This is a genomic window from Rhizobium sp. P1_E1 (assembly GCF_056406015.1).
The window spans coordinates 1-16,038 of record NZ_JBFUAY010000120.1; the positions used below are offsets into that span (position 1 = coordinate 1).

General features: G+C 61.7%; 16 protein-coding genes. 6 read left to right on the forward strand and 10 right to left on the reverse strand.

Going from position 1 to position 16,038, the window contains the following annotated elements; genetic code table 11:
• The 5 genes from AC1D1Z_RS26850 to AC1D1Z_RS26870 all read right to left on the reverse strand — a co-directional run.
• On the reverse strand, positions 1-998 hold a 998-nt coding region (locus tag AC1D1Z_RS26850; RefSeq protein ID WP_477852112.1), incomplete at its 3' end, for an ABC transporter permease.
• A complete protein-coding gene (locus AC1D1Z_RS26855) occupies positions 995-1,996 on the reverse strand; it encodes an ABC transporter permease (protein WP_018448547.1) in 1,002 nt (333 codons plus the stop codon). The genes AC1D1Z_RS26850 and AC1D1Z_RS26855, both read right to left, overlap by 4 nt.
• Before the next feature lie 42 nt (positions 1,997-2,038).
• Positions 2,039-3,574, reverse strand: coding sequence for a sugar ABC transporter ATP-binding protein (locus tag AC1D1Z_RS26860; RefSeq protein WP_477852114.1), 1,536 nt, complete (start codon positions 3,572-3,574; stop codon positions 2,039-2,041).
• Between the two features lie 73 nt (positions 3,575-3,647).
• A complete protein-coding gene (gene rhaS, locus AC1D1Z_RS26865; protein ID WP_018448549.1) occupies positions 3,648-4,643 on the reverse strand; it encodes a rhamnose ABC transporter substrate-binding protein in 996 nt (331 codons plus the stop codon).
• Between the two features lie 48 nt (positions 4,644-4,691).
• Complete coding sequence (locus AC1D1Z_RS26870; protein ID WP_018246533.1) at positions 4,692-5,504, reverse strand: DeoR/GlpR family DNA-binding transcription regulator; 813 nt, start codon at positions 5,502-5,504, stop codon at positions 4,692-4,694.
• Between the two features lie 197 nt (positions 5,505-5,701).
• On the opposite strand from AC1D1Z_RS26870, the gene AC1D1Z_RS26875 reads away from it, so the two are divergent.
• Positions 5,702-7,798, forward strand: a complete 2,097-nt coding sequence (locus AC1D1Z_RS26875) for a bifunctional rhamnulose-1-phosphate aldolase/short-chain dehydrogenase (protein WP_477852118.1) — start codon at positions 5,702-5,704, stop codon at positions 7,796-7,798.
• Positions 7,799-7,987: 189 nt separating this feature from the next.
• Positions 7,988-9,280 (forward strand): L-rhamnose catabolism isomerase, encoded by a 1,293-nt coding sequence (gene rhaI, locus AC1D1Z_RS26880; protein ID WP_168319557.1) that lies wholly within the window; start codon positions 7,988-7,990, stop codon positions 9,278-9,280.
• Positions 9,281-9,374: 94 nt separating this feature from the next.
• On the opposite strand, the gene AC1D1Z_RS26885 is transcribed toward rhaI, so the two are convergent.
• Positions 9,375-9,833: a carboxymuconolactone decarboxylase family protein gene (locus AC1D1Z_RS26885; protein ID WP_018448552.1), complete on the reverse strand. Its 459-nt coding sequence runs from the start codon at positions 9,831-9,833 to the stop codon at positions 9,375-9,377.
• A 111-nt stretch (positions 9,834-9,944) separates the two neighbouring features.
• Between AC1D1Z_RS26885 and AC1D1Z_RS26890 the strand changes: the two genes are divergently transcribed.
• The gene (locus tag AC1D1Z_RS26890; RefSeq protein ID WP_446980193.1) at positions 9,945-10,814 is read left to right on the forward strand and encodes a sigma-70 family RNA polymerase sigma factor; all 870 of its coding nucleotides are present in this window, start codon (positions 9,945-9,947) and stop codon (positions 10,812-10,814) included.
• Positions 10,815-11,090: 276 nt separating this feature from the next.
• Complete coding sequence (locus tag AC1D1Z_RS26895) at positions 11,091-12,299, forward strand: amidohydrolase/deacetylase family metallohydrolase (RefSeq protein ID WP_446980194.1); 1,209 nt, start codon at positions 11,091-11,093, stop codon at positions 12,297-12,299.
• A gap of 22 nt (positions 12,300-12,321) precedes the next feature.
• On the opposite strand, the gene AC1D1Z_RS26900 is transcribed toward AC1D1Z_RS26895, so the two are convergent.
• From AC1D1Z_RS26900 to AC1D1Z_RS26910, 3 genes are all read right to left on the reverse strand, one after another.
• On the reverse strand, positions 12,322-13,170 hold the full coding sequence (locus AC1D1Z_RS26900; protein ID WP_032994886.1) for an IclR family transcriptional regulator: 849 nt from the start codon (positions 13,168-13,170) through the stop codon (positions 12,322-12,324).
• 112 nt (positions 13,171-13,282) lie between these two features.
• Positions 13,283-13,705 carry a type II toxin-antitoxin system VapC family toxin gene (locus AC1D1Z_RS26905; protein ID WP_018448556.1) on the reverse strand — a complete coding sequence of 141 codons (423 nt, stop codon included), beginning with the start codon at positions 13,703-13,705 and terminating at the stop codon, positions 13,283-13,285.
• Positions 13,705-13,953 (reverse strand): type II toxin-antitoxin system Phd/YefM family antitoxin, encoded by a 249-nt coding sequence (locus AC1D1Z_RS26910; RefSeq protein ID WP_018246541.1) that lies wholly within the window; start codon positions 13,951-13,953, stop codon positions 13,705-13,707. Before AC1D1Z_RS26910 ends, AC1D1Z_RS26905 begins: the two co-directional genes overlap by 1 nt.
• A 116-nt stretch (positions 13,954-14,069) precedes the next feature.
• Here AC1D1Z_RS26910 and AC1D1Z_RS26915 point away from each other — a divergent pair, with 116 nt between their 5' ends.
• Positions 14,070-14,927 carry an SDR family oxidoreductase gene (locus tag AC1D1Z_RS26915; protein WP_112908875.1) on the forward strand — a complete coding sequence of 286 codons (858 nt, stop codon included), beginning with the start codon at positions 14,070-14,072 and terminating at the stop codon, positions 14,925-14,927.
• Positions 14,928-15,008: 81 nt separating this feature from the next.
• Here AC1D1Z_RS26915 and AC1D1Z_RS26920 read toward each other — a convergent pair whose 3' ends face one another.
• The gene (locus AC1D1Z_RS26920; protein ID WP_018448558.1) at positions 15,009-15,224 is read right to left on the reverse strand and encodes a hypothetical protein; all 216 of its coding nucleotides are present in this window, start codon (positions 15,222-15,224) and stop codon (positions 15,009-15,011) included.
• Between the two features lie 127 nt (positions 15,225-15,351).
• Here AC1D1Z_RS26920 and AC1D1Z_RS26925 point away from each other — a divergent pair, with 127 nt between their 5' ends.
• Positions 15,352-15,975: a TetR/AcrR family transcriptional regulator gene (locus tag AC1D1Z_RS26925; RefSeq protein WP_477852123.1), complete on the forward strand. Its 624-nt coding sequence runs from the start codon at positions 15,352-15,354 to the stop codon at positions 15,973-15,975.
• The last annotated feature ends 63 nt before the right edge of the window (positions 15,976-16,038 follow it).

Sequence of the window (16,038 nt, forward strand, 5' to 3'; positions counted from 1 at the left end):
CTCATGACCTTGATGCGGCGGGCGATGATCGGGATGGCGATGGTGATGATCAGAAGCAGGCCGATGAAGATCGACATGACGATGCCTGGCACGTTCAGCAGGCCGAGGCCGAAGGTGACGAGACCCATGACGAAGGCGGCGATGACGACGCCGACGATGGTGCCGGAGCCGCCGAGGATCGAGATGCCGCCGAGCACGACCATGGTGACGACCTCAAGTTCCCAGCCCTGGGCGATTGACGGCCGGGTCGAGCCGAGGCGTGAGGTCAAGCAGACGGCGGCAACGCCGCTCATGACGCCGGTCAACAGGAAGAGGATGAATTTGACGCGCTCGACCGGAATGCCGGAGAAGCGGGCGGCGAAGTCGTTGTTGCCGATCGCATAGACCTGCCGACCGAAATTCGTCGCATGCAGGAGGATGGCGAAGAGGATCGCCAGCACGATGAAGAGCACGAATTCGAAGGAGAATACCCAGACGACATAGCCCTGGCCGAAATAGGCGAAATCAGCCGGGTATTTGCCATAGGCCTGATCACCGAGGACGATATAGGAAATGCCGCGGAAAAGGCTCATCGTGCCGATGGTGACGACGATCGACGGCAGTTTCAGCACCGAGACCAGAACGCCGTTGAAGATGCCGCAGGCAAGGCCGGTGCCGATGCCGATCGCGACCAGGCCCGGTGTGCCGATGCCGACCTGCGCTGCCGCGCCCATTGCCGTCGAGGCGAGCGCGATGATCGCGGCGACCGAGAGGTCGATCTCGCCTGATATGACGAGCAGCGCCATGGCGAAGGCGATCATTGCCTTTTCGGTGAAGTTGAAGGTGGCGTCCGAGAGGTTCCAGGCATCGAGGAAATAGGGCGAGGCGAGCGAATTGAAGATGAAGATCAGCACGGCGACGGCAAAGAGCAGTACTTCCCAGCTCGCGAGGATGCGGCGGAAGGGTGTGCCGAGGCGGTCGGGAATGACCCGCTTTTCGTGTGTAGACACGGTGCTCATGCTGCGGCCTCCGTTCTGATCTCGGCCGCGGCGCGGTCGCGCAGGATGATGCGGCCGCGGTTGCGCTCGCGCCTGGCGTTGAAGGCGACGGCGAGAATGATGACGGTTCCGGAGATCGCCATCTGCGTGAAGGGTGAAATGCCGATCACCGGCAATGCATTCTTGATGACGCCGAGGAAGAGCGCGCCGAGCACGGTGCCGGCGACCGAGCCGACGCCGCCGGCAATCGAGATGCCGCCGATAACGCAGGCCGCGACGCTGTCGAGCTCGAAGCCGTTGGCGATATCGACATAGGCAACAGCATAACGCGACACCCAGAGATAGCTCGCAAGACCGGCCAGCGCGCCCGACAGAACGAAGGCCAGGAATTTCGTCCAGCCCGTATCGATGCCGGCATAGACGGCCGCGGTCGGATTGCCGCCGGTGGCATAGGCCGAGCGGCCGAACTGGGTGTATCGGAGCAGGACATACATCAGCAGCACGATAACGATCCCCACCCAGCCGAGAACGGGCAGGCCGAGGATCGGCGTGCGCGGCACCGACAGGAAGATCGGCGTCATCTGGTGGGCGTTGACCCACGCCCCGCCCGACAGCACGAAGGCCATGCCGCGATAGATGGTGAGCGTGCCGAGTGTCACGACGATCGGCGGAATTTCGAGCGCCCAGACGAGAAGGCCGTTGATGGCGCCGAGGCAGGCGCCGATGACGATCGCGGCAAGGATGAGCACGACGAGCGGCAGATCGGGATAGGCGGCATTCATCATCGCGATCGCCATGCCGGTGAAGGCGAGGTTGGCGGCAACCGACAGGTCGATCGATTTCGTCAGGATGACCGTCATCTGCGCGAGCGCCAGGATGATCAGGATGGAGGTATCGTTGAAAATGCCGGCGAGATTCTCCGGCGTTGCGAAATCGGCAGCGCGCGTCGAAAAGATCGCGATCATCACGACGATGATGAGGAACAGCAGGGTTTCGCGTTTTCTGATCAGTCTTGCCATGCTCTTACCTTATGAATTGCTGGGCCTTATGCATTGCGGGCCTCATGCATTGCCGGTGGCGGCGCGCACCAGCGCTTCCGGCGACAGGTCGGCGCGGTCGAAAATTCCGGCGGCGAGACCTTCCTTCATCACCAGGACGCGATCCGACATGCCGATGATTTCGGGCAGTTCGGACGAGACCATGATGATCGACAGGCCCTCGGCGGCGAGTTCGCTGATGAAGCCGTGCACGGCCGCCTTCGAACCGATGTCGATGCCCTTTGTGGGTTCATCGAGGATGATGACCTTCGGCGCCGTCGCCAGCCATTTGCCGATGACGACCTTCTGCTGGTTGCCGCCGGAGAGCGTGCCGACAGGGACGGAAAGGGCAGCGGCGCGTAAGTCCAGCCGCTCGGCATATTTGCGCGCGAGCGCGAATTCGTTGGCCGCCCTGAGGAAGCCTCGGCGCGAGGTGCGGGCGAGCGAGGGCAGCGTCATGTTCTGGAAGATCGGCATCGGCAGCGCCAGCCCGTGGCGGCCGCGTTCCTCCGGCACATAGACGATGCCGGCCCGGATCGCATCCTGCGGCGAATGGATGGTGATCTCGCGGCCTTCGAGCATCATGGTTCCGGAGAGCGGCCTTGTGATGCCGAAGAGCGATTGGGACAGTTCCGAACGCCCGGCGCCGATCAGGCCGTAAATGCCGAGAATCTCGCCCTGGCGCAGGGTGAAGGAGATGTCGCGGAATTCGGTGCGGTGGCTATAGTTGCGGATCTCGAGAACCGGGCCGCCGATGGCGACATCGACCTTCGGAAAGGCATTCTCGACGTCGCGCCCGACCATCATGCGGACGATCTCGTCCTGCGGCGTTTCCTTGAGCCGGCCCTGGCCGACGGCGCGGCCGTCGCGGAAGACGACGAAATCGTCGGCGATCTCGTACACCTCGTCGAACTTGTGGCTGATGAAGAGGATCGCCTTGCCCTTTTCCTTCAGGCCCCGGACGATGYGGAAGAGATCGTCGATCTCCTTGCGGGAAAGGGCTGCCGTCGGTTCGTCCATGATGACGATGCGGGCCTCGATCGACAGAGCGCGCGCAATCGCCACCAGATGGCGCTGCGCGATCGAGAGGTCCTTCAGCCGGATCGTCGGATCGATATTGCTTTCGAGCGCGGTCAACAGCGCCTTCGCGCGGCTGTTCATCGCCTGCCAGTCGATGGTGCGCAAACGCGTGCGCGGCGCATGGCCGAGGAAAATGTTTTCGGCAACCGTCAGTTCGTCGAACAGCACGGTTTCCTGATGGATGGCGGTAACGCCGGCATCGATTGCGGCCTGGGCGCTGGCAAAGGTCACCGGTTGGCCGTCGACGAGGATCTCGCCTTCATTCGGCCTGTAGATGCCAGTCAGGATCTTGACCAGCGTCGATTTACCGGCGCCGTTTTCGCCGATCAGCGCGGTCACCGTGCCCGGATGCAGCGCAATGCTGACATTGTCGAGCGCCTTCACGCCCGGGAAGATCTGGGAGATGCCGCGCATTTCCAGAATGGCGGGCGCATCACCGGTTTTGCTGTCCGTGGCGGTTTGTTGAAAGGCAGCGTTCATCGAGCTTCTACCAGTGTCGAATGAGAATCCCGGCGGCCATCAGGCCGCCGGGCTTTTATGCGTCGGCTGCAGATCAGAAGACCTTGGAGAACTGGTCGATGTTCGTAGCATTGTAGACGAAGGGATCGGCCATGGCGGCTTCACCATTGTCGCCGACCTTGATCTTGCCCATGCGGCCGGCCTCGATCTCGCTGCCCGGCTTGCCGTCGGTCTCGCCCTTGACGAGGCGATAGGCGATCTGCGTTGCGGAGTAGCCGAGATCGATCGGGTTCCAGATGGCGAATTCCTTCGTCGCGCCCGACTTGATCGCGCCGGCCATTTCGGACGGCAGGCCAAGGCCGGTGACGTAGACCTTGCCGACAAGGCCCTTGTCTTCGACGACCTTCGACGCGGCGAGAACGCCGACCGTCGTCGGAGCGACAATGACCTTGATGTTCGGGTTCGCCTTCAAGAGGCCCTCGGCTTCACGATAGGACTTGTCCGAGAGGTCGTCGCCATAGACCGTGGTGACGAGGTTGAGGCCCGGGAAATCCTTGAGCTGCTTCTTCATCTGGTCGATCCAGATGTTCTGGTTGGTCGAGGTGGTCGTTGCCGACAGGATGGCGAAGTCACCCTTGCCGCCGTCGAGATGGTCCTTGACGAGGGTCAGGCACATCTTGCCAATCAACTCGTTGGACGACGGGTTGAGCTGAAGGATACGGCCTTCAGGCGCGACGCCGGAATCCCAGGAGATGACCTTGATGCCGCGCTGTGTGGCCTTCTTCAGCGCCGGAACGAGCGCGTCGGGATCGTTGGCCGAAACCGCGATGGCGCTGACGCCCTGGGCGATCAGCGAGTTGATGACTTCGATCTGGCCTTCGGCCGTCGTCGTCGTCGGACCGGTATAGATGACCTCGACGCCGCCGAGTTCCTTGGCGGCTTCCTGCGCGCCCTTGTTGGCAGCATCGAAGAAGCCGTTGCCGAGCGACTTGACGACGAGACCGATCTTGATGTCGGCAGCACTTGCCGTGCCGGCCATCATGGCGACGGCAAATGCCACGCCGATTGCGAGTTTCTTTGCGAGTTTCATGCTTTCATCCTCCCACTTGATTGACACTCTTCACACCTGGCCGGCGCCTTATGCGACCGACGAGGAATCCTCCTTGATTGCCTGGGCGACCGGGCTCGCGACAATGAGCCTGATGCCGGCATTCTCGATCATCCTGACGGCTTCCTCGGGAATGCCGTCATCGGTGATGATCGTAGACACGCGCTCGAGCGGGCACAGAATGAGGCTCGACCGGCGATGGAACTTGCTGGAATCGGCCATGACGACCAGTTCGTCGGCCTGATGCATCAGCTTCTGCTCGCTTTGGATGATCAGCGCGTCGGCTTCCATGATGCCGAGCGGGCCGACGCCCTGCGCGCCGATGAAGAAGCGGCGAGCGTAGAAATTGCGGATGGCGTCATTGTCGAAAGGGGAGAGGATCAGGCTCTGCTCGCGATAAATCGCGCCGCCCGGCACCGTCACCGTGTTCTTCGAATGCTTGACCAGATGTTCGGCGATGGCGAAAGAATTGGTCATCACCTGCAGGCGGTGCGCCGCCATGAAATGCACCATCTGGAAGGTGGTCGTGCCACCGTTGATGATGATCGCGTCGCCAGGATCGCAAAGCTCGACTGCCTGGCGGGCGATTGCGCGTTTCTTATCGATGTTGACCGATTCCGATACCCGGAAGGGGCGCCCGGCGAGATTGCCGAGCTGCGGCGGATGCACTGCCTCGGCGCCGCCGCGCACGCGCCGGATCTTGCCCTGAACATGAAGAGCCGCGATGTCGCGCCGGATCGTCGCCTCGGAAGCCTCGGTCAGTTCGGAAATATCCTGAACCGTCACGACGGACTTTTCCTGAACGGCGCTCAGAATGATGCGATGGCGTTCGCGTTCGTGCATGGGGCTCCTCCTTTAATCGTTTATTTCGCACATATGACAATGTGTCAATCAAAAACGATCATAAATTTTCATATTGCGCTGCACAATAATCGAATTTGATCGTTTTCGATTGACAAGCTGCGTTTTGATGAGCGATACCGTCAGCGAAAAGGGCGCGAACTTTGCGTCCCGATGAAGATTTCATATGGGAGGATGACATGGCGGCGAACGTCCGGCTTCTGGAAAACCGGTGGAATGATGCTTACGCGGCAGGCCTCGATGAGCCTGGCAAGCTGCTCTATCGCTCCAACCTGCTCGGCGCCGACAAGCGCATCACCAATTACGGCGGCGGCAACACCTCGGCGAAGGTGCTGGAAACCGATCCTCTGACCGGCGGCAAGGTCAAGGTACTCTGGGTCAAGGGATCGGGCGGCGATGTCGGCACGATCAAGCTCGACGGTTTCGCGACGCTCTACCAGGACAAGCTGGAATCGCTGAAGAGCATCTACAAGGGCGTCGAGGACGAGGACCGCATGGTCGGCTTCCTGCCGCACTGCACCTTCAACCTGAACGCCCGCGCCGCCTCGATCGATACGCCGCTGCACGGTTTCGTGCCTTTCACCCATGTCGACCACATGCATCCTGACGCGATCATCGCGATCGCCGCGTCGAAGAATTCGAGGGAATTGACGCAGCAGATCTTCGGCGACGAGATCGGTTGGCTGCCCTGGCGTCGTCCGGGCTTCCAGCTCGGCCTGGACCTTGGCGCATTCGTCGCCGCCAATCCGAATGCCAAGGGTGTCGTGCTCGAAAGCCACGGCCTCTTTACCTGGGCTGATGATGCCAAGGCCTGCTACGAGCTGACGCTCGACATCATCAACAAGGCGATCGTCTGGTTTGCCGAAAAGACCGAGGGCAAGACGATTTTCGGCGGTGCGCTCACTGAGAGCCTGGCCGCCGCCGAACGCCGCGCCATCGCCGCCCGGCTGATGCCGGAGATCCGTGGCCGCATCGGCAAGCAGGAGCGCAAGCTCGGACATTTCGACGATCAGGGCGCGGTGCTCGAATTCGTCAATTCCCGGGATTTGCGCCCGCTCGGCGCGCTCGGCACCAGCTGCCCGGATCATTTCCTGCGCACCAAGATCCGCCCGCTGATCGTCGATTTCGACCCGGCCAAGCCGGATGTCGACGCGATCGTTGCCGGTCTCGACAAGGCGCTGGAGGATTACCGCGCCGATTACGCCCGCTATTACAACGACTGCAAGCATGACAATTCGCCTGCCATCCGCGATGCCAATCCCGTCATCTTCCTCGTTCCTGGCGTCGGCATRCTGTCCTTTGCCCGCGACAAGGCGACGGCTCGTATTGCCAGCGAATTCTACGTCAACGCAATCAACGTCATGCGCGGCGCCTCGATGGTCTCGGAATATCAGGGCCTGCCCGAGCAGGAAGCCTTCGACATCGAATACTGGCTGCTCGAAGAGGCCAAGCTGCAGCGCATGCCGAAGCCGAAGAGCCTTGCCGGCCGCGTCGCCTTCGTCACCGGCGGCGCCGGCGGCATCGGCCGGGCGACGGCCGCGCGCCTCGTCGGTGAAGGCGCCTGCGTGGTGCTTGCCGATATTGACCAGGCAGCACTCGAGGGCACCGAAGCCGATTTCGTCAAGAGATATGGCGCTGACGCCGTACGCAGCGTCCGGCTTGACGTCACCAAGGAAGATGCCGTGATCGCCTCCTTCGCGGAAGCCTGCGTTGAATTCGGCGGCATCGATATCCTCGTCTCGAACGCCGGCATTGCCTCGTCCGCGCCGATCGAAGCCACCGAGCTGTCGACGTGGAACCGCAATATCGATATTCTGGCGACCGGCTATTTCCTCGTGTCGCGCGAAGCGTTCCGGCTGTTCCGCCGTCAGGCGCTCGGCGGCAACGTCATCTTCGTCGCTTCGAAGAACGGTCTTGCCGCTTCGCCGAATGCATCTGCCTATTGCACGGCAAAGGCTGCCGAAATCCATCTCGCTCGCTGCCTGGCGCTGGAAGGCGCGGATGCCGGCATCCGCGTCAACACCGTCAACCCGGATGCCGTCCTGCGCGGCTCGAAGATCTGGAGCGGCGAATGGCGCGAGCAGCGCGCCGCCTCGTCCAAGATCGAGGTGGACGATCTCGAGGAACATTACCGCAAGCGTTCGATGCTGAAACTCAACGTGTTTCCGGAAGATATCGCCGAGGCGATCTATTTCCTCGCATCGGACCTTTCGGCAAAATCGACCGGCAACATCATCAACGTCGATGCCGGCAACGTACAGAGTTTTACGCGGTAAGAGGGTCGCTCTTCTCCCCGGCGGGGAGAAGATGCCGGCAGGCAGATGAGGGGACGCAGAGCGAAGCGATGCGTGTTCCGAGCGGGAAGCGAAGGACTATTAATGTCCTGCCGTGCCGCCTCATCCGACCCTTCGGGCCACCTTCTCCCCGCTGGGGAGAAAGGAGAAAGAAACAATCGGGAGGAAGAAATGGCCGAATTCAGGATCGCGCAGGATCTGGTTGCGACGGATAACGACAAGCGGGCAACAGCGCTGAAAGCCGACTACGAGGCACTGGGCGCGACGCTTGCCCGCCGCGGCGTCGATATCGAAGCAGTCACCCGGAAGGTTGCGGAATTCTTCGTCGCCGTTCCCTCTTGGGGCGTCGGCACCGGCGGCACGCGTTTTGCCCGTTTCCCCGGCACCGGCGAGCCGCGCGGCATCTTCGACAAGCTCGACGATTGCGCCGTCATCAACCAGCTGACGCAGGCGACGCCGAATGTCTCGCTGCATATTCCCTGGGACAAGGCCGATGCCAGGGAGTTGAAGGCCAAGGGTGATGCGCTCGGCCTCGGCTTCGATGCGATGAATTCCAACACCTTTTCCGATGCGCCCGGCCAGGCCCATTCCTATAAATACGGCTCGCTCAGCCACACCGATGCGGCAACACGGGCGCAAGCGGTCGAGCACAATCTCGAATGCATCGAAATCGGCAAGGCGCTCGGCTCCAAGGCACTGACGGTCTGGATCGGCGACGGTTCGAACTTCCCCGGCCAGAGCCATTTCACCAAGGCTTTCGAGCGTTACCTCGCCTCGATGGCGGACATCTACAAGGCGCTGCCTGATGATTGGAAGCTGTTCTCCGAGCACAAGATGTACGAGCCGGCCTTCTATTCCACCATCGTGCAGGATTGGGGCACCAACTACCTGATCGCTCAGACGCTCGGCCCCAAGGCCTATTGCCTCGTCGATCTCGGTCACCATGCGCCGAACACCAATATCGAGATGATCGTCGCCCGCCTGATCCAGTTCGGCAAGCTCGGCGGTTTCCACTTCAACGATTCGAAGTATGGCGACGACGATCTCGACGCCGGCGCGATCGATCCCTACCGGCTGTTCCTCGTCTTCAACGAACTGGTCGATGCCGAGCAGCGCGGCGTCAATGACTTCAACCCGGCCCATATGATCGACCAGTCGCACAATGTCACCGACCCGATCGAAAGCCTGATTAACAGCGCCAACGAAATCCGCCGTGCCTATGCACAGGCGCTGCTCGTCGACCGCAAGGCGCTCTCCGGTTACCAGGACGACAACGACGCGCTGATGGCATCGGAAACGTTGAAGCGCGCCTATCGCGCCGATGTCGAGCCGATCCTCGCCGAAGCCCGACGCAGGGCCGGCGGCGCGATCGACCCGATCGCCGTCTATCGCGCCAGCGGCTATCGCAGACAAGTGGCGGCCGAGCGCCCGGCATCCGCTGCCGGCGGCGGCGGCATCATCTGAACGACCGATTGTTTCGCATGGTCTGAAGCCATGCTGATTAGGGATGAATGGTTGCCGGCAGCGCAGGGGTGACGCGCTGCCGGCGTCCCGCCGTTTACGGCTTCCAGGCCCCGGCGATCTGGCGGGTGGCGATGTTCAGCCGGTTCCAGACATTGATGTTGGCGATGGCGATGACGAGTGCCGCAAGGCTCCTGCCGTCATAATGCCGGGTCGCTTCGTCCCAGACATCGTCCGGCACAGGGTCGGCGCGGTCGCTGACACGGGTGACTGCCTCGGTCAGCGCAAGAGCTGCCCGCTCGGCATCCGTGAAATAGGGCGAGTCGCGCCAGGCGCCGATGGCGAAGAGCCTTTCGTCGGTTTCGCCGAGCTTCTTTGCAATGCGGGGATGACCGTCGACACAGACGCTGCAGCCGTTGATCTGGCTGGCGCGCAGGTTGACGAGTTCGAGCAGCTTGGGCGAAAGGCCGGTTTCGACCGGCACCTTGCTGAGCGCATTGAGCGCCTGCATGGCCGCGGGAAGGACGAGGGCGGGGTTTCCCATTCTCTCCTGCATGGTATGTCTCCTTGATGCGTTTACTGTTGTTCGACGATCCGCCGGCGCTGTCACATCGGCCGGGTTTCATTCGTCATGGCTTTGACGGAACGCAGCGGAGGAATGTGACAAATGGACGAGAAAAAATGGCTGGCCGATGAGTTTGAGGCGAACAGAGCGCATCTGAGGGCCGCAGCCTATCGCATGCTCGGCTCACGCAGCGAGGCTGATGATGCCGTTCAGGAGGCCTGGCTGCGGCTCAGCCGCACGGATACGACAGGGGTCGGCAATCTCGGCGGCTGGCTGACGACGGTGGTGGCGCGCATCTGCCTCGACATGCTGCGCGCCCGCAAGACCCGGCGCGAGGAACCGCTGGAGGTGCCCGTCCATGGCGGGATCGCCGATCCGACGGACGATCCCGAGCGCGAAGCCGCCTTTGCCGATTCGGTCGGTCTGGCACTGCTCGTCGTGCTGCAGACGCTGGCGCCCGCCGAACGCGTCGCCTTCGTGCTGCACGACATGTTCGACCTGCCCTTCGACGAGATCGCGCCGATCATCGGTCGCTCGTCCGCGGCCGCCCGCCAGCTCGCGAGCCGCGCCCGCCGCCGGGTGCAGGGTTTGGACGACGCACCTGATGTCGATCTCGGCCGCAAGCGGACGATCGCCGAGGCCTTTCTGACGGCGTCGCGCAACGGCGATCTGGAGGCGTTAATCGCGGTGCTTGCCCCTGACGTCGTCTTCCGGCCGGATGTGACGGCGGCCCGCTTCGGCACCATTGGCGAAATGCGCGGCGCAGCTCACGTGGCTGAAGCCTTCAAGGGTCGGGCGCAGGCGGCAGAAATCGCCATTGTCGACGGCGAACTCGGATTCGTCGTGGAGATCCAGGGCCAGCTCCGCGTGGTGGTGGCGCTGACGATCGCCGATGGCAGGATCGCCGCGATCGACGCCATCGCCGATCCGGATCACCTGGAACGGCTTGACTATTCGATCCTTCGAGATTGAAAACAAACGCGAATTTATCGGATCTTCGAAACGGGGGCGCTTCGGAAGGAGCGCACCGCTTACGTTTCCTCAGTGGTGACGGCCACGTCATTTTTCTTGACAGCGGCGTCCTCAGCTTTATTCTATTATAAAGACTTATATAGCATAATTATGGAATTATGGCGATGCGGTGCCCTGAGGCGCCATCTCTAGCTTCCTCATTACTCTTCCAGAGCAACCCGCAGACGGATGACCGAGGAGCGATCCCGGTCCGAGACTTCGAAAGGAATGCATGTCATGCCCGGCGACCAGGCGAAGAAGCCGCTTCTCCTCACCAATGTCCAACCGATCGCTTTCGGTGCGGGCACATCCGAGGGGGCAATCGACATTCTCGTCAATGCCGACGGCAGGATCGCCGAGATCGGTCCGTCGCTTTCAGTCTCGCAGGATGTGACGCGCATCGACGGCAAGGGCGCCTTCATTTCGCCCGGCTGGGTCGACCTGCACGTGCATATCTGGCATGGCGGCACTGATATTTCCATCCGTCCGTCCGAATGCGGCGTCGAGCGCGGCGTCACCACGCTGGTCGATGCCGGTTCGGCCGGTGAGGCGAATTTTCATGGCTTCCGCGAATATATCATCGAGCCCTCACGCGAGCGCATCAAGGCCTTCCTCAATCTCGGCTCGATCGGTCTTGTGGCCTGCAACCGCGTTGCGGAATTGCGGGATATTCGCGATATCGATCTCGACCGCATTCTCGAAGTTTATGCCGAAAACAGCGAGCACATCGTCGGCATCAAGGTGCGCGCCAGCCATGTCATCACCGGGTCCTGGGGCGTCACGCCGGTCAAGCTCGGCAAGAAGATCGCCAAGATTTTGAAAGTGCCGATGATGGTGCATGTCGGCGAGCCGCCGGCGCTTTATGACGAAGTGCTCGAGATCCTCGGCCCCGGCGACGTCGTCACCCACTGCTTCAACGGCAAGGCCGGGTCGAGCATCATGGAAGACGAGGACCTCTTCAATCTCGCCGAGCGCTGCGCCTCCGAGGGCATCCGCCTCGACATCGGCCATGGCGGCGCCTCCTTCTCCTTCAAGGTCGCCGAGGCGGCGATTGCGCGCGGGCTTCTGCCGTTCTCGATCTCGACTGACCTGCACGGCCATTCGATGAACTTCCCGGTCTGGGACCTGGCGACGACGATGTCGAAGCTGCTCAGCGTCGGCATGCCTTTCGACAAGGTGGTGGAAGCCGTCACCCATGCGCCGGCATCCGTCATCAAGCTGTCGATGGAAAACCGGCTTTCGGTCGGCTCGCAAGCGGAATTCACCGTTTTCGATCTGGTCGATTCCGATCTCGAGGCGACGGATTCCAACGGCGACGTCTCGGTCCTCAACAAGCTGTTCGAGCCGCGCTATGCCGTGATGGGCGCAGATGCCTTTGCCGCCAGCCGCTATGTGCCACGGGCGCGCAAGCTGGTGCGCCACAGCCACGGCTATTCCTACAGGTAGGATCCGCTGAAAAGCGCAATGCTCAGCGGTTGCGCCAGCCCATCAGCTTTTCGATCCGTTCCGCTGAACTACGCACATGGGCCGTATAGTGGTTCTCGTCGGAAAAGGCCTTCTGTTCCGGCAGCACGATGGAAATGGTGGCGACGCACTGGCCATCGCGATCGCAGATCGGCGAGGCGATGCAGGCAACCGCATAATCGGATTCCCCCGCCTGGATCGACAGGCGCGACTCGAAGGCTTTGCCGGCGGCTTCCGATAGCGTACCCGGATCGATCTCGGCGCGGCCGGTCGGTGAAGAGCGGGCGCAGCGCTTGAACAGTTCGATGCGCTCCTGCTCGGGCAGGTGGCCGACGAGCAGGCGGCCGGAGGCCGTCCAATTGAGCGGCACCCGGGTGCCAACGCGGGACGCGACCTGGAAGTGGCTCGGGCCGTCGGCCATGGCGAGCACCAGCATATAGTCGCCGTCGCGACCGCAGACCTGCACGGTTTCGCCGGCCTGGCGGCAGAGATCGTGCATTTCGTGGGTGGCGATGCTCATGAAATCCAATGACCGTGCATAGGCAAGGCCGTAGTGGTAGAGCCGCGCGCCGAGCCAGATCGAGCCGTCCGTCTGACGCGTCAGCATGTTCTTCTCGACGAGATCATCGACGATGACGTAAACGGTCGAAAGCGGCGCCTTCACCGCCTTGGCGATCGCATAAACGCCGGCGGGCGATCCGGTCTCATAAAGATGATCGATCACCTGAAGCGCCCGGTCGATGCCGCTGACACGCGCGCGGCGTGCCCCCTTGCCATCGGCCTCGCTGGCAACGCCTTCATCTTCGGAGTAAACTGCGGATGATGTTTTTCCGTCCAATTCCACGCACCTCATGAAAACTGCGATCATGTTACATTACTATGGCATAGCGGTCGCTATGGCAAATCGCAACATTTTGCAGGTTGATCGTATGGAAGGCTGAGTGATACCCACGATATCGTCCACTTCATAACAGCCGATAATGCGCACCGACGATGCTGCAAGCTTTTGCCAGCCCCTTGTCCAGCGTGACGAGCGTGGCGTCGCTGCCGATCGCGACAGCGAGATGCAGAGCATCACCGGCGCGAAGACCGATATTAAATTGATCGGTCATTCGTGCCGCTTCGATGAAGTGCGACCGCGATATGGGCAGGAGCTCGAAGGACGTCGAACATAGCTCCTTGAACAGCGCCAAAGCCTTGCTGCGATCGTCCGGATCGAGTTGTCCGTTTCTCGCCTTAAGCGCGATGGCGCTCGAAAATTCGGTGATCGTCCAGCCGCTGACCGCGATCTCCTCGAATTGACGCGCTGCCAGCCATTGCTGCACGTCGTCCGTGCGGGTTTCGATCGTCCAGGCGGCGACGAGGACTGATGTGTCGATATAAAGCATCAGTAGCGATCATTGTCGCGCATGTCGCGGATGAAGGTCGCGGAATCGACCGGCTTGGCCGGCGGCTTCATCGAGGCGGTCAATGCCTTCAGCCGCGCGACATCGACCGGTTTTTTGCGCGTCTTGACGGGCACGAGCTGCGCCACCGGCTTGCCATGGCGCAAAATCTCGACGGTTTCGCCGGCTTCGACGCGATTGAGCAATTCGCTGAGATGGGCCTTGGCTTCCGCTAAATTAACACTCGCCATGACACCCTCTTGATGACCAATTTTCTAGTCATTTTAGTCCGAAAACAAAGCTGCCGCAAGACCGCTGGAACAACAAGTCTTAGCCTGAGTTTGCCCCCTGAACACAGGAGGTCATGATGCCAAATTACCCGACACCCCCTTTTCCATCCCAGAAACAGCCGATGCCTGGTTTTACCGCGCAGATGGATCCTATTCCCGATCACGGCGAGGAGAGTTATCGCGGCGCCGACAGGTTGAAAGGCAAGCGGGCGATCATCACCGGCGGCGATAGCGGCATCGGTCGGGCGGTGGCAATCGCTTACGCCAGGGAGGGTGCCGATCTTGTGATCTCCTATCTCGACGAGGATGAGGATGCCGATGAGACGAAACGGCTCGTCGAGCAGGCCGGACGCAAGGCTATCCTCGTCAGCGGTGACATCCAGGATCCGGCCCACTGCCGGCAGATCGTCGAGACGGCGGTCAAGGAACTTGGCGGTATCGACATTCTGGTCAACAACGCCGCGCATCAGGCAAGCTTCAAGAGCATTGACGAGATCAGCGACGAGGAATGGGAGCTGACCTTCAAGGTCAACATCCATTCGATGTTCTACCTGACCAAGGCAGCCGTCGCCCATATGAAACCCGGCAGCGCCATCATCAACACGGCCTCGATCAATTCGGACAGTCCAAACCCGACGCTGCTTGCCTATGCGACGACCAAGGGCGCGATCCAGAATTTCACCGCCGGCCTTGCCCAGCTTCTGGCCGAGAAAGGCATTCGCGCCAATGCGGTGGCGCCGGGGCCGATCTGGACGCCGCTGATCCCTTCGACACTGCCCGAAGAAAGCGTCAGCAATTTCGGCAAGCAGGTGCCGATGAAACGGCCCGGCCAGCCGGCCGAGCTGGCGACGGCTTATGTGATGCTGGCCGATCCCTTGTCGAGCTACGTCTCCGGCACGACAATCGCGGTCACCGGCGGCAAGCCGATCCTCTGAAGCGGCAAGGGCCGCCGTCGGGTTATGACGGCAGCCCTTGACGGGGGCAGGGAGAGATCCCCAAGCTATTCAGGCGGCTTGTCAGCCGAAGCAGGGCATGGCCGGCAGATTGGCGCGGTTTGCGAGTGCTCCGATCATATTGCCCACCGAAGTCGAGCGCGGTTCGCGTTTGCGGGCGGCCGTCTCCAGGAGTTGCTTGAAGTCTTCAAGCTTCACGCCGTCGGCGCGCAACACCATGGCAATCAGGGGGTCGCGAAGGGCTTCGGATATCGTCAGGTCATCTCTGGTCTTTGTCATGGTTGTCCTCCTTTCGTGGGCGGTCGCCCGTGTTCCACTTTCCGCTGCCATGCCCTCGGCATTGACTTTCGCGTTTCGTGGTGTTACCGGTAAGTAACAATGCATTTGTTACCGATCGGTCACATTGATGTCAAGGACTACGTCCGCAAAAAAATCAGAAACTTCGAATGAAATCTCCGCAGCCGTTCCAGAAGATCGCATCCCGCCGCGGGAGCGTATCGTCTCGACCGCCTCGGAGCTTTTCCGCGAGCGCGGCATCCGCGGCATCGGCGTCGACGCCATTGCCGACGCGGCTCTGACCAACAAGATGACGCTCTATCGGCATTTCGGCTCTAAGGACGAACTGGTCTGCGAAACGCTGCGCCGCGCCTCCGAAAAGGCGGGTACCATCTGGCGCGATCTGGAAGCGGCCTATCCCGGCAATCCGCGCGCCCAGCTGGACGCCTGGGTGGAACTGCGGGCGCAGTGTCTGAACGGCGAGCCCGCCGGCTGCGATCTCGCCAATGCCGCCATCGAGCTGAAGGGCGAGGGCCATCCCGCCCACGAAATGATCGAGCGGCACAAGGCCGAACAGCGTGATCGCTTGGCCGCGCTCTGTTCGGCGGCCGGCGCGCGCGAACCCCAGCTTCTTGCCGATACTTTGACGCTGCTGCTCGAGGGTGCCCGCGTCAGCCGCCAGGCCATGGGCGCTGCCGGCTGCTGCGGTCATTTCRCCAAGGCCTGCCACGCGGCGATCGCTTCTTTCGCCTGACCGCCCTCTCTACAGCGCCGCGCGTCTTTTCAGACGCGCAAAGGACGCTGTAGCACTTTCAAT

Excerpts from the sequence above, each read along its gene's own strand:
- AC1D1Z_RS26855 (WP_018448547.1), bottom strand. The coding sequence starts at position 1,996 with ATGGCAAGACTGATCAGAAAACGCGAAACCCTGCTGTTCCTCATCATC.
- rhaS (WP_018448549.1), bottom strand. The coding sequence starts at position 4,643 with ATGAAACTCGCAAAGAAACTCGCAATCGGCGTGGCATTTGCCGTCGCC.
- AC1D1Z_RS26870 (WP_018246533.1), bottom strand. The coding sequence starts at position 5,504 with ATGCACGAACGCGAACGCCATCGCATCATTCTGAGCGCCGTTCAGGAA.
- rhaI (WP_168319557.1), top strand. The coding sequence starts at position 7,988 with ATGGCCGAATTCAGGATCGCGCAGGATCTGGTTGCGACGGATAACGAC.
- AC1D1Z_RS26885 (WP_018448552.1), bottom strand. The coding sequence starts at position 9,833 with ATGCAGGAGAGAATGGGAAACCCCGCCCTCGTCCTTCCCGCGGCCATG.
- AC1D1Z_RS26890 (WP_446980193.1), top strand. The coding sequence starts at position 9,945 with ATGGACGAGAAAAAATGGCTGGCCGATGAGTTTGAGGCGAACAGAGCG.
- AC1D1Z_RS26895 (WP_446980194.1), top strand. The coding sequence starts at position 11,091 with ATGCCCGGCGACCAGGCGAAGAAGCCGCTTCTCCTCACCAATGTCCAA.
- AC1D1Z_RS26900 (WP_032994886.1), bottom strand. The coding sequence starts at position 13,170 with ATGAGGTGCGTGGAATTGGACGGAAAAACATCATCCGCAGTTTACTCC.
- AC1D1Z_RS26905 (WP_018448556.1), bottom strand. The coding sequence starts at position 13,705 with ATGCTTTATATCGACACATCAGTCCTCGTCGCCGCCTGGACGATCGAA.
- AC1D1Z_RS26910 (WP_018246541.1), bottom strand. The coding sequence starts at position 13,953 with ATGGCGAGTGTTAATTTAGCGGAAGCCAAGGCCCATCTCAGCGAATTG.
- AC1D1Z_RS26915 (WP_112908875.1), top strand. The coding sequence starts at position 14,070 with ATGCCAAATTACCCGACACCCCCTTTTCCATCCCAGAAACAGCCGATG.
- AC1D1Z_RS26920 (WP_018448558.1), bottom strand. The coding sequence starts at position 15,224 with ATGACAAAGACCAGAGATGACCTGACGATATCCGAAGCCCTTCGCGAC.